The sequence below is a fragment of the Antarctobacter sediminis genome (assembly GCF_019218285.1).
Taxonomy (GTDB): domain Bacteria; phylum Pseudomonadota; class Alphaproteobacteria; order Rhodobacterales; family Rhodobacteraceae; genus Antarctobacter; species Antarctobacter sediminis.
Genome location: NZ_JAHUZG010000001.1, coordinates 408,931 through 424,795, shown reverse-complemented (window position 1 = coordinate 424,795; position 15,865 = coordinate 408,931). Strand labels below are relative to the sequence as shown.

Annotated in this window: 12 protein-coding genes and 1 riboswitch; of the genes, 3 read left to right on the top strand and 9 right to left on the bottom strand. The window is 62.7% G+C overall.

From position 1 onward, the window contains the following. Window positions 1-119: 119 nt before the first annotated feature. Complete coding sequence (locus KJP30_RS02045) at window positions 120-3,089, bottom strand: Hint domain-containing protein (RefSeq protein ID WP_218447312.1); 2,970 nt, start codon at window positions 3,087-3,089, stop codon at window positions 120-122. 778 nt (window positions 3,090-3,867) lie between these two features. On the opposite strand from KJP30_RS02045, the gene KJP30_RS02040 reads away from it, so the two are divergent. From KJP30_RS02040 to KJP30_RS02030, 3 genes are all read left to right on the top strand, one after another. Next, window positions 3,868-4,932: a GSCFA domain-containing protein gene (locus KJP30_RS02040; protein ID WP_218447311.1), complete on the top strand. Its 1,065-nt coding sequence runs from the start codon at window positions 3,868-3,870 to the stop codon at window positions 4,930-4,932. Next, window positions 4,932-5,717 (top strand): hypothetical protein, encoded by a 786-nt coding sequence (locus KJP30_RS02035; RefSeq protein WP_218447310.1) that lies wholly within the window; start codon window positions 4,932-4,934, stop codon window positions 5,715-5,717. Before KJP30_RS02040 ends, KJP30_RS02035 begins: the two co-directional genes overlap by 1 nt. Before the next feature lie 104 nt (window positions 5,718-5,821). Further along, window positions 5,822-7,813: a DUF4214 domain-containing protein gene (locus KJP30_RS02030; protein ID WP_218447309.1), complete on the top strand. Its 1,992-nt coding sequence runs from the start codon at window positions 5,822-5,824 to the stop codon at window positions 7,811-7,813. 22 nt (window positions 7,814-7,835) lie between these two features. On the opposite strand, the gene KJP30_RS02025 is transcribed toward KJP30_RS02030, so the two are convergent. The 8 genes from KJP30_RS02025 to KJP30_RS01990 form a co-directional block, all read right to left on the bottom strand. Beyond that, window positions 7,836-8,288: a hypothetical protein gene (locus KJP30_RS02025; RefSeq protein ID WP_218447308.1), complete on the bottom strand. Its 453-nt coding sequence runs from the start codon at window positions 8,286-8,288 to the stop codon at window positions 7,836-7,838. Window positions 8,289-8,309: 21 nt separating this feature from the next. Next, a complete protein-coding gene (locus tag KJP30_RS02020; protein WP_218447307.1) occupies window positions 8,310-9,551 on the bottom strand; it encodes an agmatinase family protein in 1,242 nt (413 codons plus the stop codon). Window positions 9,552-9,575: 24 nt separating this feature from the next. Next, window positions 9,576-10,733: an AAA family ATPase gene (locus KJP30_RS02015; RefSeq protein ID WP_218447306.1), complete on the bottom strand. Its 1,158-nt coding sequence runs from the start codon at window positions 10,731-10,733 to the stop codon at window positions 9,576-9,578. Further along, the gene (locus tag KJP30_RS02010; RefSeq protein WP_218447305.1) at window positions 10,733-11,554 is read right to left on the bottom strand and encodes an RNA ligase family protein; all 822 of its coding nucleotides are present in this window, start codon (window positions 11,552-11,554) and stop codon (window positions 10,733-10,735) included. The genes KJP30_RS02015 and KJP30_RS02010 overlap by 1 nt, the downstream gene beginning before the upstream one ends. A 192-nt stretch (window positions 11,555-11,746) precedes the next feature. Continuing rightward, the gene (locus KJP30_RS02005; RefSeq protein WP_218447304.1) at window positions 11,747-12,517 is read right to left on the bottom strand and encodes an ABC transporter ATP-binding protein; all 771 of its coding nucleotides are present in this window, start codon (window positions 12,515-12,517) and stop codon (window positions 11,747-11,749) included. Beyond that, a complete protein-coding gene (locus tag KJP30_RS02000; RefSeq protein WP_218447303.1) occupies window positions 12,514-13,326 on the bottom strand; it encodes an ABC transporter permease in 813 nt (270 codons plus the stop codon). The genes KJP30_RS02005 and KJP30_RS02000 overlap by 4 nt, the downstream gene beginning before the upstream one ends. A gap of 102 nt (window positions 13,327-13,428) precedes the next feature. Then, entirely contained in the window at window positions 13,429-14,484 is a 1,056-nt protein-coding gene (locus tag KJP30_RS01995) for a putative urea ABC transporter substrate-binding protein (RefSeq protein WP_218447302.1), read from the bottom strand. 93 nt (window positions 14,485-14,577) lie between these two features. Continuing rightward, window positions 14,578-14,690: riboswitch (guanidine-I (ykkC/yxkD leader) on the bottom strand. Window positions 14,691-14,913: 223 nt separating this feature from the next. Then, window positions 14,914-15,813: a LysR family transcriptional regulator gene (locus KJP30_RS01990; RefSeq protein ID WP_218447301.1), complete on the bottom strand. Its 900-nt coding sequence runs from the start codon at window positions 15,811-15,813 to the stop codon at window positions 14,914-14,916. Between the last annotated feature and the right edge of the window lie 52 nt (window positions 15,814-15,865).

Here is a 15,865-nt window from a genome sequence, read left to right as displayed (position 1 = left end):
CCTGCCCAAAACTCAAGAGACGGGACAGCCAAGGCTGCCCCGTCTCAGTGGTATCCGTTCCGGGCGCGAGGGTCGTCGTGCGCCGGAACGGGGCTGCATATTCCGTTCCGGCGAGCCTTTTACTGCGTCAGCAGCGCCGCCTCATGTTTCTTGAGCGAGCGGCGGGCCGATGCATAGGCCTTGAGCCCCTCGGCATGTTCCAGTTCCGGGAACAGTTCGAGGATTTCCTGACGCTGAGCGTTGCCGATGCCCTTGAGGCTGTAATCGCCCGGCTGGAAGCTTTCGGTCCACGCGCCGTTCGACAGGATGACCTCGTGGCTGTCGAACATCACGTGGATGTAGGCGACGCCATTGGCCTCGACCTCGTCCACGCCGTCCAACCCGGTCAGGTGCTTGGCTGCCACCAGAACCTCACGCTCTTCGAAATAGAGCGCCGTCTTGTCGTTGGCGACAAGCACGCGGTGGTTGGGCGACACCAGCATATCATGCTCGGGCAGGTTGTTCCCCAGCGCCCCTTTCTGGATCAGGATCGGCTTGAAGTGCGGCTTGCGGGCCAGGTCAAAGCCGGTCAGGTCCTTGCGGCCCACCCACTTGATTTCCTGGATGCCGTTGTCGCGGGTGATGACCCGGTCACCGACCTTCAGGTCTTCGACCAGACGCTCGCCCTCGGGTGTGGCGATCAGCGTGCCGGGGGTAAAGCAGGGCACGATTTCCTCGATCTCGAAGAAGTCCATCGTGCCGATGACATTGCCCTGACCGTCGAGATATTCGATCGTGCCGTCCAGACCGTTGCCGTTGCTGTCGACCGTTTCGTTGACGATACGCCAGTCGACATCCTTGGCGCCGACACCGGACAGATCGAGGATGTCATAGTCCTGATTCGGCGGATCCTCGGGGTTGACCTGATCGACGAAGCCGCCCGAGCCACCGTCCACGGTATCGCCGATGCCGTCCGCCGCGCTGTCCACGATAATCACGTCACGGTCGGAACCGCCCATGATGCTGTCGTCTCCGGCGCCGCCGTTCAGCGTGTCATTGCCCTGACCACCGACCAGCGTGTCGTTGTCGCCGCCACCGGTCAGCAGGTCTTCGTCGATGCCACCGTCAAGATAGTCATCGCCCGAACCGCCTTGCAGCGTGTCGTCATCGTCGCCGCCGATCAGCGTGTCGTTGCCGAGGAAGCCCTGCAACAGGTCACGGTCGTTCTCGGTGTTGACGTCGACGTCGTCGGTCATTTCCAGCGAAGCGATGTTCGAACCGTCGATATAGTCATTGCCCTGACCGCCATCCAGCGTGTCCGACCCGTGCGAGCCAATCAACGAGTCGTCGCCCTGACCACCCATGATGAGGTCATCGTCAATACCGCCGTCGAGCGTATCGTTCTCGCCGCCGCCGTCGATCGTATCGGCATCATCCCCGGTGGCGATATAGTCATTGCCCCGGTTGCCCTGGACCGAGTCACGCCCGTCGTTCTGGTTGGGATCGGCGGTAAAGCCCAGATCCGCAAGCGGTGTTCCCGGTGCAAAGGCCGGATCGTCGCCCTCGTAGTCCGAGAACGTATCGGTGCCGGCGATGATCGTGTCATCGCCCTGCCCGCCAAGGATCGTATCGGCGCCCTGAATATCGAAGAGCGAGTCATTGCCGCCGCCCAGTTCGACATAGTCATCGTCGATGCCCGGGTTCACGGTATCGTCGCCGCCGTTGGCAATGATCGTGTCCGCATCATCCCCGGTCTCGATCAGTTCGGCGGTCCCGTCGCCCACGATATTGTCCAGATCATCCGTGGGATCGGGATCTTCATCCAGTCCGTTCAGCGGATCCAGCAGTTGGTCGCCGGGTGCCACCGGGAACACATCGGTGTCGATCCGCGGCGGCGCATCTTCCGAGATTGTCACCGTCACAACGCCAGTGTCGCCCGCGCCACCCGGATCGCGCACTTCATAGGTGAAGGTATCGGTGCCGGTAAAGCCCGCGTCGGGCGTATAGGTCACGGTGCCGTCGCTGTTGAGCGTCGCGGTGCCATTGGCCGGCTGGGTGATGCTGTCGACCACCAGCAGCGAGTCATCGCCATCGGGATCAACGTCATTGGCCAGCGGCGTGATGATGACCGCGGTGTCTTCGTCGGTTTCGGCCGAGTCGTCAAAAGCCACCGGCGGCACGTTCTCGGGGTCGGTCACGTAGAAGGTGATCGTGGCGGTGTCGGTGCCGCCATTGCCGTCCGAGATTGTATAATCGACGGTATCGGTGCCGATGAACCCCGGATCGGGCGTATAGGTCACGGTGCCATTGCCATTGTCCACCAGCGAGCCGTTGCTGGGGGGCGTCACACCGGTGATCGTCAGCAGGTCACCGTTCGGGTCGCTGTCATTGGTCAGCGGCGTGACGGTCACCGGCGTGCCCACGGTGGTGGTTGCACTGTCGTCAGCGGCGTCCGGATCATCGTTTTCGTCGGTCACATCGACGGTCGAAAACTCGATGTCCGAGATGGTCACACCCTGTTGGCTGACCGCGCCGTTGGCATATTCGATCTGGATGCTGGCCACCGGGCCGGTGATCTCGACCAGCACAGAAACCGCGCCGTCTTCGAAGCCGGATTCAATGCCACCGGTCAGGTCGCCGCCGGTGTTCGTGATCGCCGATCCCAGCGACAGCGTCACCGGAACCTCGGTGCCGTCAGGACCAAATGCGGTCACATTGACGATATCCTCGAACCCGGCGCCGCTTTCGAAAAGGTCGCCACCCGCGCCGACGTCGATGTCGTTGATGCGGAACGAAACATTCTGCGCCGCGTCGGTGTAGAGGTCGGTGTTGGTCGCGCGGAAATCCAGAACCGTGCTGGAGGTGTCACCGGCGGCCGGGCCACCTTCGCCAAAGAGCTTGAGGAAGGACTGGTTCGAAAAGGTCTCGCCCGGGGCAACAAATCCCGGCGCGTTGAAAGTAAAGGCCGAGCCGCCCGCGCTCAGGGCATCGAAGGAAATATCGACGGCAACGCCGCCCGCGTCGACGGTTGCGGAAACCCCGCCATCAGCATCCGTGAGGTTGGTCCCAAACGGACCAAGCGAACCCCATTCCAAGACCAAATCAGCCATTTTATTCGACCCTCATAACAATCCAAACGAGGGCCAGGCCCCTCGCGCCAATGCGCTTTTGCGCTGACAATGCGCACGGCACTGCCCGTTTCCTCGCGTGCTCGCCATGCCTGTTTTGTTGCGAAGTGATCGCGCGCCTCTTGCCCACGTCTTGACGTGAACGAAGATGCCTTTGCGGCACGGACGGATTCTCCATCCTCGCTTCACTTCGCATCAATGGATGCGAGCGGTTCAGCGGCCGCCCCCGTGGCCAGCAGTCTTCACCCCCCAGTTGGGCTTGGATAAAATTAATACTTTGCCCACCGCGTTCCGAGAAGGAGAAAATGGCAGACTCGGGATCAACGAGGGCGGGAATTGGACAGGTTTAGGCATATTCGCCCTGAATTTGCCTCAGATTGTCGAAAGAACTTTTCGCTTTTCGGAAACGAATGACCCCCAAATCTGGTGGAAATCTAATATGTTTGCGCCATATTTCGCAAAATTCCGGAAATCGGCTGGCAAATTGTTCCGATTACGGCAACAATAGATTTTCTACCGGATGGGTCGGATCCGCCGCCACATGGCCGCCACAATCTCTTTGCCACTGTCGCGCTTGGCGCATCAATCTCGCAACCCGCGCGGTATTGGAGAACCCCGCCGCCGGTCCCCTCTGCACGGAATGCGAATCATTCGAAACAAATCGCCGGTTTCGCAGGCTGTGGCGCGCCCCGGCGGTCGCGTCACAGCAATTTTGCGAAATTGCCTTAGTTTGGCACCGCTGGACCCATAGGCTTTGCCCATGCCCTACGCCAATCTGCCGCCCTCTGCTTTCTGGAAACCCTGCCGCGAGGCAGAGGATTTCCTGTTGGACCGGCTTTATGCCCCCAAGTTCGCCTTGCGTCCCGGAATGCGCATTGCCACGGCGGGCAGTTGTTTCGCCCAGAACATCGCGACCTATGTCCGCGCCTCGGCGCTGGAGCTGGTCGACGCTGAGCCCGCCCCGCCGCTGATGCCGGTCGAGGTCGCGCGGCGGCATGGCTATGGCCTGTTCTCTGCCCGGTACGGCAACGTCTATACCGCGCGCCAGTTGCGGCAATTGCTGGAAGACGCCGAAGATGCCAGCCTGCACGAAGAGGCTCTCTGGCGGCGTGGCGATGCATGGATCGACGGGCTGCGCCCCAATGTCGAACCCGAAGGCTTTGCCACCGAACTGGAGCTTTGCGCCTTTCGCCGCGATCACCTCCGCCGCGTACGGGCCATGTTCGATCGGACGGATGTCTTTGTCTTTACTCTGGGCCTGACCGAATGTTGGGCCGACCGCGACACCGGACTGGTCTTCCCGACCGCTCCCGGCGTGGTTGGCGGGGAGTTCGACCCCAAGCGACACGTCTTCGTCAACCAAGGCTTTGCCGAAGTCCACGAGGATCTGACAGAGGCGATCGCGCGGTTGCGGTCATGGGTTCCCGATATTCGGATCCTCTTGACCGTGTCCCCCGTGCCTTTGACCGCCACAGCCAGCGGCGATCACGTTCTGGCCGCAACGACCTATTCGAAATCCGTGTTACGCGCAGCGGCCGGCGAGGTCGCCGCACTGGACGAGGGGATGGACTATGTCCCCTCCTATGAAATCATCACCGGGACACCCTTCGCCAGCCGGTTTTACAACGACAACCTTCGCACCGTGACGCCCGAGGGCGTGGCCACGGTCATGTCGGTCTTTTTCGGCGCGCATCCGGAACTGGGCGGCGTGCCGCGGCCTCAGATCCAAAAAACGGCCGCCGCCCCGGCCGCAGCTTCGGAGCGCACAGATGAAATCTGCGAAGAAGCACTGCTGGAAGCCTTTGCCCCGCCGGAGCGTCTGTGATGAAGCTCTGCCTGATCGGGGACTCCCACGCCGCCATGCTGATCGCCGCGCACCGGCAGGATCCGCGCGGCGAAACCCTGACCGTCTTTGCAAAACCCGGACTTGCGGCATCGGAGGTCGCAATGGACGGACAGGTTCTGCGGGCCTCGACCGATGCCTTCCGCGACAGGCTGCGCCCCCTTGGCACCGCGGACAGTCTTGATCTTGGCACCTTTGACGCTGTGATCCTGGCCGGATTGGTGCCCTCGGCCTTTGCCGCGGTACGCCTGCAACAGGATCACCATGTGTCTGGCTGGCCGTCGGGGGCCAAGGCGTTGTCCCGGGCCCTTTCCGGCGACACCCTGCCAAAAGCCCGACCGCTTCTGACCCGTGCCGCTTACCGCGCGGCCCTGTCGGCCCTGACCGGGGCCTCGCTGGCCGCATTGATCGCCCGCGCCGCGCCTGGCCCGGTCTGGGTGGTGCCACAGCCCTACCCGTCAGACGCGCTTTTGCAGGATGACGGCAAGTACCCGGTCTTTCGCAGGGTGGTCCGCAATGGCGACGGAGACGCGCTGTCGCAGGATCTGAACGCCGCCCACAAGGGCTGTTTCGGGACCATCGGCAACGCGCGTCTTGTCACGCAACCTTCCACGACGCTGGCACAGGGCTGTCTGACACAGGCCGAGTTCATGCGCGGCGGTCCCCGACTGGCCGAGGGCGGTCAGCAACAGGCAGACGACGTGCTGCACGGCAACGCCAAGCTTGGCGCACTGCTCTTGGCGGCGATCCGCCATGACATGGGCTGATCGCTTCAAACCGGTTCAAATCGTTAAGGTTTTCCTCAGACCTTCAAAGGCTGCGTTAACAGTCGCTTGCCAGTCTCTCGCGCGGGGGTGACTGGAGGTGAGCAGTGGGTACGCCCATCATTGTATTGGCTGGGCAAAGCAATGCTGGTCGCATTGCGGGCGAGGTCATTGACGCGCTGGACGAAACTTATGGTCCGGGCAACTACGTGCTGGTGCGCGTCTATTCCTCGGGAGCGCCGCTGACCAGCGCGCGTGATGGCAAGACCGATTGGGAAACGCCCGGCGAAATGCGCACATTGATCGTCGAGGAAACCGTCGCCGCATTGGAGGCGACGCCGGACGGCTATGTGGCTGGTGTGATCTGGGTCCAAGGCGAAGGCGACACCGACAGATCCGGCACGCCTGCCGACTATGCGCCGGATTTCCACGACCTGATGACCGAATTCCGCCACTCCGTGGCCGCGGCGCTTGGCAATCGGGACACCGGCGTGGAAACCGCGCCCATCGTGATTTCGGGCCTGTCCGATCATGCCCCCGCCGCCTCTGAGCGCCAGCACTGGGACGCCATACAGGCGGAGCTGATCGCGCTTGGGGCGAACACCGCCGGAATCGTGACGGTACAGCCCGACCCCGTGCTTGTGGCCGCGGGGCTGACCCCGGCACAGATGTTCGCCGATGGGCTGCATTATTCCGACGCCGCCAGCATTGCCTTGGCAAACAGCCTCGTCGCCGCATTGGCAGAGATGCAGGATCAAGGCACGGACGGCGCAGAGACGCTGGTGGGGACCGACGGGGACGACATCTTTGTCGTCGACCACGCAGGCGACGTCATCGTCGAAGAGGATGGCGCGGGCACCGACCTTGTGCGTGCATCCGTCGATTTCGAGTTGCGGGATTTCGGGCACAGCCTTGAAAACCTGACCCTGACCGGGAGCGCCGACCTGCGCGGTACGGGCAATGGTGGCGACAACGTGCTAACCGGGAACAGCGGCGACAACGCGCTGAACGGTGCATGGGGCAATGACCTGATCTATGGCATGGCCGGCGATGACACGCTTCAGGACACCAAGGGGGTGGACACCCTGATCGGCGGCACCGGCAACGACGTCTACTATGTCGATCACGCCGATGATGTCGTGATCGAAGAAGCGGACGAAGGCCACGACCTGATCAACTCATCCGTTACGTTCCGGCTTTGGGCTGATGCGCCCGAGGTCGAGGATCTGGTCCTGACAGGCAGTGGCAATATCGACGGCATCGGCAACGGCTGGGCAAACCATATCGTCGGGAACGCCGGAGCCAACCTGCTGGACGGCGCACGCGGGAATGACCTGCTGGAAGGCGGCGACGGAGCGGATACGCTGATCGGTCAGGCCGGGGCGGACACATTGCGCGGACAGGCGGGCGACGACGCGCTCTATGGCGACCAGATGGACGGTGCCTCGACCACCTATGCCGGTATGGCCTTTCGCCTGTATCAGGCAACACTGGATCGCGCGCCGGATGCGGGCGGTCATTCCTACTGGACCGGCAAATTGGCCGATGGCGCGAGCTATTTCAAGGTGATCTCCGGCTTCGTGCAAAGCCCCGAGTTTCAGGCAACCTATGGTGCGTTGAGTGACGAGGCGTTCATCGAACTGCTTTATAGCAACGTCATGAACCGGGGGGCCGACGCCGGGGGCAAAGCCTATTGGCTGGCCTTGCTCGGAGACGGCGCGTCACGCGAACTGGTGGTTTCGCAGTTTGCCGAAAGCCCCGAATTCCGCCGCCTGATGGAAGAGGACCTTGAAACATGGACACGGGCGCTTGGCCCGGACGACGTGCTGGACCCCGGTGCCGGCAATTCGACCTTGTCCGGCGGCGACCTGTCGGACACTTTCGTCTTTGACCCCAGTTATGACGGCACCCATGTGGTCACCGATTTCGAAAGCTGGGACACGCTGGACCTGCGCGGCTTCGGCTATGCCGACAGCGCCGACGCCATGGCTGAGTTCGTCCAGCAAGGCGACGACCTTGTTTTTGAGGACGATGGAGTCACGGTGATCTTGCGTGACACCATGCTGACCGACGTGACCCCCGAGTCCCTGCTGATCTGAGCGCAGCCATGTCCGGGCGGGTTCACCTCCCCTGCCCGGCCACCCGCTCTTGCAGAAAGCTGCGAATGTCCCAAAGCGATTTTTCCGCCATCGAGACATAGACAAGCGCCATATTGGTCCGCTCGCGCACCATTTCGCCGGGAAAAGGCAGGTAACTCAGCTCACGCGATCCGAATGACGGTGAGGCCGTGCCCACCTGCCATTCGGTCTTCAGTTCCACGTCCACCAGTTTCAGCGCCCTGTCGCCACCTGCGCCGGGCCGTTCGAAGGGCACACCGGCAAGACGCAGGTAACTGGCCTTGTCGGCGGCCTGCACGAACCCGTCGATGAATTGCGTCGCCAGAACCTGCAATTCGGCGGCCTCGTCCTCGGGCGGCAGATGGCTGTGCAGGTGGTCCGCATCATGGCTGTGATTGTGATCATGCGGGTGGTGGTGATGGTGGCCAATGTGGCCGTTCACGATATCATGGGGCATGGGTCTCTCCTGCTTGGCCGCTCAGGGCTTGTTGCTCCAGCGGTTGCCCTCGAATTCGCCGTGCGGAATCGTCACCGGCTTGTCGATGTGCTTTTTGTGGGCGCCCATCTTGCCCGCCGCGACCATGCTGCCCAGCACGTCGACGATGACCCGCGTGCCCATCAGCGCGGTAATGTCGCTGGTGTCATAGGGCGGCGATACCTCGACCAGTTCCATGCCGCACAGCCCTTCGGCCGCCACCTTCGAGGCCAGCGCCAACGCCTCGCGCGGGAGGAACCCGCCGGGTTCCGGCCAGCCGGTTCCGGGAACGAAACCACAGTCGATGCTGTCGATATCAAAGGACATATAGACCATGTCGACCCCGTCCCATGCCATCTCCAGCGCCATTTCGGCTGTCTTGTCGACGCCCATCTTTTCCATGTCGGACATGGTGATGATGTTGGTCTCGCGCTCGCGCGCCACCTTCACCGCCTCACGCGGGACCTGCCATCCGCCGATACCGACCTGCACAAGGTTCTTGGCCGGCACATTGGGCAACAGTGTCGAATGGAACCACGGCGTCGTGTGCATCCGTTCGTCCAGATCCTTTTCCTGGATGTCGGCATGGCGGTCGAAATGCACGATGCCGATCTTTTTCGAGGTACACTCGGCAATGCCGCGCACACAGGGAAAGCCGATCGAATGATCGCCGCCGATCATCACCGGAAACGAGCCTGAAGAATAAACATGGCTGACCGCGCGGCTGATCTGGTCAAAGGATTTTTCGAGGTTCGCCGGGATGGTGAACACGTCACCCGCGTCGCAGAGGGTCATCTGTTCGCGCAGGTCCACCCCCATTTCGTAGTTGTAAGGTGTATAAAGCGCGCTGATCTTGCGCACCCCCTGCGGACCGAACCGCGTGCCGGGACGATAGGTGGTGCCGCCGTCAAAGGGAATGCCCAGCACGGTGGCGTCATAATGCTGAACCTCGGTGACATCCTCGGCATAGGGGGCCTTGAGAAAGGTGTTGATACCCGCGTAATGCGGCAGCTCCCCACGGGCAAAGGTCGGGATCGACTTGTCTTCGATGCTGTCGGCCCCGGTCAGCCCCATGCGCAGCGCCCAGCGGCGTTCCTCGTCCCAGCGGCCTTCGGGCAGAGCCGCTTCGGCCTTCATGGACTTCCACCCTTGCAGGCGGGTCAGATCCGGGTGATGGGCGCGCCGCTCATCCCGGCGATAGTCGCGTGGATGGTGGGAACGGCTGCGATCATGGGGCGAAAACATCTTGATTGATCTCCTTTCGGGGTATCAGACCGGGGCCGCCACGGCGGCCTCCGGCAGGACGTGGTGGATCTTGTGCGCCTCCCAGGCTTCGGGCGGCTCCAGTTTGGTGATCAGGTTGTCCATCACCGCCTGCGGCACCACGCCGTCGCGGTCACGGTTCTGGCGCGCCAGCCTGTCGGGCGGCACTTCGAGGTAGACGATCTCGACCCGGGCCCCATAAGCGCGCGCAAGCGATAAGGGTTTGGCCCGCACCTGACGGCTGATATTGGTGGCGTTCCAGATAAAATCCCGCCCGGCCCGCAGATGGGACTTGGCCGCTTCGCGCGCGGCCTCGACCACAGCCCCCTGATTGGCCGAGGGGGCCACACCCATCTGTTCGCGCAGCGCATCAAGGCTGATGACCGGCAAATCGCCACCGTTTGCGGCGATCCATGTATCCTTGCCCGACCCCGGCAAGCCCGACAGCATCGTGACCGTGCATTTGGGTTCTTCCCAGGCGGCATAATGCGGATCGCGGTCGTCACGTTCGAAAAACGCCACGCGGCTTTCATCATTGGCAAAGGCAAAGGGCGTGTTCAGGCACCCGGTCTCGACAAAGACTTCGCGGGCAAGATCGGTGTTCATGACGATCCCCGGCACATCGCTGGCAATCCGGCCGCGCGCATCGGCGCGGGCGTGCAGGCACAATAGATCGGGTCGGCATCGCCACGACAGCTTGATCGCCTCGCGCGCCGGATCGTCCCGTTCGATCAGCCAGAAGGGCACCTGATGATAGCTGATTATGCCGCACAGCGCCTCGCGCCAGTGGAACGGAACGCCGATCTCGCGCAGCAGGCGCCGCGCCATCAGCGACCCCCGGCGCGAATGGCCGGGGGCCCTGATGCGGCCATCCTCGGTGATGGTGGTGCCGGGCTTGCCCACGTCATGCAGAACCGCCGCCCAGAACAGCAATTCGCGGTCCTCTTGTGGCAGGCCGCGCCAATCGGGATCGCCTATCAGCGCCTCCAGCACCATGCGCGTATGAATGCCCACGTCCCCCTCACCATGGTGAAACGGATCCTGCGGACAGTCATCAAGCACCCGCAACTCGGGCCAGAGAGCCTGAATGGCGGCCCAGTTCAGATCCCTGTCAGGCGAACAGGGCACTAGCGCCAGCAGATCAGGAAAAGACAGATGTGCCATCACACCTCCTCCCCGTCATAGGCACCGGGCAGACCGAGCGTTTGGGCAAAGATGTCGACCCCGTCCGCCAATCCGTTTTCAAGGATCGGCCGGTCCAGCCAGTGCCCCTCAGAGGCGTCGATCGCCTGCTTAAACCCCGCGCGCACGTATTTGTAACGCTCGGCCACCACGCCGTCCCGCTCCAGCTTGACGTAAAGGCCCTCGGCAAGATCGCTGTTCTCGGTCTGCTTTTCGACCATCTCCAGACGGCTGCCAGAAGCCCGCGCCGCACGTTCCAGCGCGTCTTGCCATGTGGCCGTGCGATACAACGACGGGGTTATGAAACGCTCGATCTGTTTGACCGACTGCAACGCGCCCAGATGCAGGACCGGCACCGGCATGATCGGCAGGCCCCTCAGCAACGCGCGCCGCGCCTCGGTCGACAGAAAGACACCCGCCTCACGGTCGAAGACGTCGAACTCCATAAAGTAGTGCGGCAGGGCATCGTAGAACTGCGTATGCTTGGCCAGCATCCATTCGCCATACATCACAAAGCGGCTGCTCAACCGCTGATGCAGGCGCGGAGCCAGCACGCTGGCCCATGTCTTGAACAGGCCAAAATGCCGTTCGCGCGCGCCGCCGGTCAGATAATGCCCACGGCTTTGCAACAGCAACCCGCCGTCGCGATCAAAGGAGATGCCGCAGTTTGCGCCATCCAGCTTTTCCTCGACCACAAGCGGAATGCCTGCCAGTTCCTTGAGAGGTTTGTCATCCGCCAGATCACCGGCCTGAAGGCGCGAACCTTCAAGGTGCCGCGTCCGCGGGTATTTCAGAATATCCATTTGTCCATGCTCCGGTGGGGCACGGCGGGTCGACCCGCCTGCCACAGTCCACATCGAACCGACACCTGCCCCGGCGGGCGGCGTCGCATTGGTCCGTATGTGGCTGTCCATTACATGGCGAATACTCCTTGCGGCCGTCATAAAAGCCCACGCGCCTCCAGTCGAGTCCGGGATTCCCGTCCCGCCGGACCCCTAGCGTGCCTGCAACACATTGGTTCGCTCCCGCAGGGTCTGATAGGGGATGCCGTTGTCGCGGGCATCGAAGTCATAGGTGATCGTGGCCGCGTTGGCCTCGGGATCTTCGGCATCCCAGACGGGTTTGTCGAAGGCCCAGACTCGATCACCCAGCTTGAAGGCCTCTTCGAGGTCATGGGTGATCATGAAAACGGTCATGCCGGTTTCGTCCCGCAGTTCTTGCAGGAAATCATGCATGACGATCTTGGTCCCGGGATCCAGCGCGCCGAAAGGCTCGTCCAGCAGCAGGATCTTGGGATCGCTGGCCAGCGCCTGCGCAATGGACAAACGTTGCAGCATCCCGCCCGACAGATCCGACGGGTATTGCCCCGCAACATGGTCCAGACCGATGCGCGCCAGTGTCTTGCGTGCCTTGTCCCTTTCCTGTCTGCGGCGCGCGCGCGAAATGCGGCCCCAGAAATTCGCGTCGAACGCGATGGGCGCCACAAGGTTGTCCAGCACGGTCATATGCGGAAAGACCGAATAGCGCTGAAAGACGATGCCGTGATCGCGCCCCGGTTCCTTGGCCATGGGCGCGCCGTCGATATGGATTTCCCCTGCCGTGGGTTGTTCCTGCGCCAGCAACAGCCGCAGGAACGTGGACTTGCCACAACCTGAAGCCCCAACAATGGAAATGAACTGCCCCTTGGGCACCGAGACATTGACGTTCTCGATGATGGTGCGCTTGCCATAAGCCTTGGCAAGCCCCTTGACCTCGACATAGCTCATAGCGCCTCTCCATCCCAAGGGAAGGCGCGCCGCGACACCTGCCGGAGGGCGAAATCCAGCAGGTAGGCCAGCAAGGTGATCCAGGCCACATAGGTCAGGATCACGTCCATCGCGAGGTAACGTCGGACCAGAAAGATCCGATAGCCAAGGCCCTGATCTGCGGCAATGGCCTCGGCGGCGATCAGGAACAGCCACGCCGGCCCAAGCGACAGGCGCAAGGATCCGATCAGGCGTGGCAGAACCTGCGGCAGGACCACTTGCAGGCCAATCGCCATCGACGAGGCGCCCAGCGTCTGCGCCTTGACGAATTGTTCGCGGGGCAAATCCAGCACGCGCTGGCTCATGTCGCGGATCAGGAAGGGCCCGATGCCGATCACGATCAGCGCCACTTTGGACACTTCGCCCAGTCCCAGCATGATGAAGAGGATGGGCAGGATCGCCAGCGGCGGAACCATGGATAGCACGGCGACAAAGGCGGCGAATGTGCTGCGCAGATAGGGCAGCATGCCGATTACCATGCCAACGACCAGCGCCAGCGACGAAGCGATGGCCACTCCAAGAAACAGCCGTTGCAGGCTGGCCCAAGTGTCCAGCCAGAACAGGATCTCGCCCGAGCGCCGGTCCGGCTCTGTCAGCAGCCGTTCCGCGGTGGCAAGGATGGTCGTCGGCGCGGGCAAGAGCTTGTCCGACGGGTTCACCGCCAGCCGCATGTCCGACCCGATCATGTAGGCGGCCAGCACCGCGACAAAGGGCAACGCGGCCAGCACCGTGGCCAGAACAGGGCCCGGTCTTCGATTGATCCAGCGCATGAGACTCCTCTACAGGCAGAGGCCCCGGGTCAAGCCCGGGGCACGGGTGGTCAGGGGCACGCGGCCCGCCCCGCCGAAACCGGCGGAGGAACCGCGCGGTGCTTACAAAGCCCCGTCCGCCGCCATCTGCATGTAGGTGGTGTCGAAACGGAACTTGACGTTGTTCGGGTCACCGGTGGTGGTGCCGTCCGGGTAAGCAATTCCCACGAAATCCGGGCTGGGCGCGCCTTCGCCAAGGATGCCCTTGTCAAAGAGGAACTCTGCCACGTTGACCATTGTCGTCGGCAATTCCGGCGAGGCGGTGAAGGCCACGGCCGCGACCGGATCATAGAACATCTCGGTCGACTCCAGCTGTGCCTTGTACCCCGCCAGATCGGTGCCCGAGGCCTCTGCCATGGCGGTCAGGACCGCCTCATCGCCCGCCGCCATCAGGCCCAAAACCTCGTACCACGCGCCAACCAGCGCCTTGCCGAAGTCCGGGTTGGCCGCCAGTGTCTCGGTGTTGACCACCATCAGGTCGATGATCTCACCGGGAATGTCGGAACTGTCGAAGAGCTTTTTCGCATTCGGTTCTTCGAGGATGGTCGAAACAAGCGGGTTCCATGTCACCACGGCCTGCACGTCTGACGTGGTAAAGGCCGCGATCATATCCGCGTCCGAGGTATTGATGACCCCGCCGAGGTCACGTTCCTGAAGATCCACGCTGTCCAATGCGCGCGCCAGCAGATAGTGCGACACCGACAGTTCCACAAGGTTCACGGGTTTGCCCGCCAGATCGGCCAGTTCGCCGTCCTTGACGATCACCGCGTCGTTGCCATTCGAAAAATCGCCGACGATCAGGGCGGTCGTGTCCACGCCGCCGCCTGCCGGGATCGACAGCGTGTCCATGTTGGTGGCCGAAACCCCGTCAAAGGCACCCGCCGTATACTGGTTGATCGATTCCACATAGTCGTTGATCTGCACGATCTCGACCGTGATGCCGTATTTCTCGGCCCATTTGTCCATGATCCCGGATTCGTCAAGGTATCCCCAGGGCATCCAGCCCACGTAGATCGACCAGGCGACCTTGAAATCGGTTTTTTCCTGAGCCTGAACCGGCACCCCGGCCACCATGGCCAGCGCTGTGGCCGCGGCCACGAAATGACGTCTTGCAAACATGGGTCTGCCCCTCATGCAACGTCCCGCCAGATGAATTGCTGATCGGGGGACCGAGGCGGAACTCGAGAGACCGGTGCCCCCAAACGCGCAGTACTCTCCCGGGTTTTTGCCCCGCCGTGTTCCCCCGGGAATTTGCCCGGCTGGTGGCATCTCTTGGACCAGACCCTCAGGGAGGAGAGTGAGGCGGAACCCTAGATGCCCTGCTGTGATCAGCATCTGGTGCATGAAATTCCTGTCACGTCAGGCGTATCGAAAATGAACGGTTCAAACCGGATTCGCTGAAAGTATAGGCGGATTTTGCGCGTTTTGGCGGAAAATCCGGAGCAGCCCTGTCACGGGGCACCCGTGGCATCCGTGGCCCGGTTCGCCGGATCGGCCGGTTTTGCCCCCCTTCGAGGGTCTGTCGCGGCCGCCGTGCCGCGCCGGGGTTCAGCCGTCAAACCTGAATATCTCGGTGCGTTTCCGGGTTTCATCCCGCAAGAAATCGATCACCCGCCGAATGCGTGCAATTTCGCGATCCGCCTCGGAACACAAGAGCCAGTAGGCCCGGGCAAAGGTGATCACTTGCGGCAACACCGGGACCAGGTCGCTGTCACGGGCCATGAAACAAGGCAAAACCCCCAGCCCGACCCCCTCTTCGATGGCCCGCATCTGGGCCTGAACCGTGGCGGCCTTGTAGCGCGTCCGCGCATTGGGATGGACCAGCCGGTTGAAATCCAGCGCTTCGGTGTACAGCAGTTCGTCGATGTAGCCGACCATGGGCAAACGCTCCATGTCTGCCCGGGTGGGTGGCGCGGAAAGCGTCCGCAAAAAGCCCGGTGCCGCATACAGCCGCAGATCGTAGTCTGTCAGTTTTTGCAAAACCAGCCGCCCGGTTTCCGGTCGATCAAGGCTGATGGCGATGTCCACTTCGCGGTTCCACAGCTTGTGCGCCGCCGGCACCGGGACCAGTTCGATGTCCAGTTCTGGCTCCTGCCGGGTCAGACCGGGCAGAATGCGCGACAGCACCGCATTGCCAAACCCGTCCGGCGCGCCGATCCGCACCCGTCCCGTCAGCGCGCCGGGGCGCTGCAACCGGTCCAGCACTTGCGCGGCCTGCAGCTCCATCCGTTCGGCAAGCGGGATCAGCGCGGTCCCCGCCTCGGTCGGGATCAGCCCCGCCTCGCCCGGTTCCAGCAAGCGGTTGCGCATCACCGTCTCTAACCGCGACACCCGGCGCGCCACCGTCGTGTGACTGACCCCCAGACGGCGGGCCGCGCCGCTGAACCGGCCCGCGCGGGCGGTTTCAAGGAAATAGCGGACATCCGTCCAATCCAGATCATCGGTCATGGCAGATCCTTTCACCACCACCCTATCCAGCAAAATCCTGAACGAAAACACA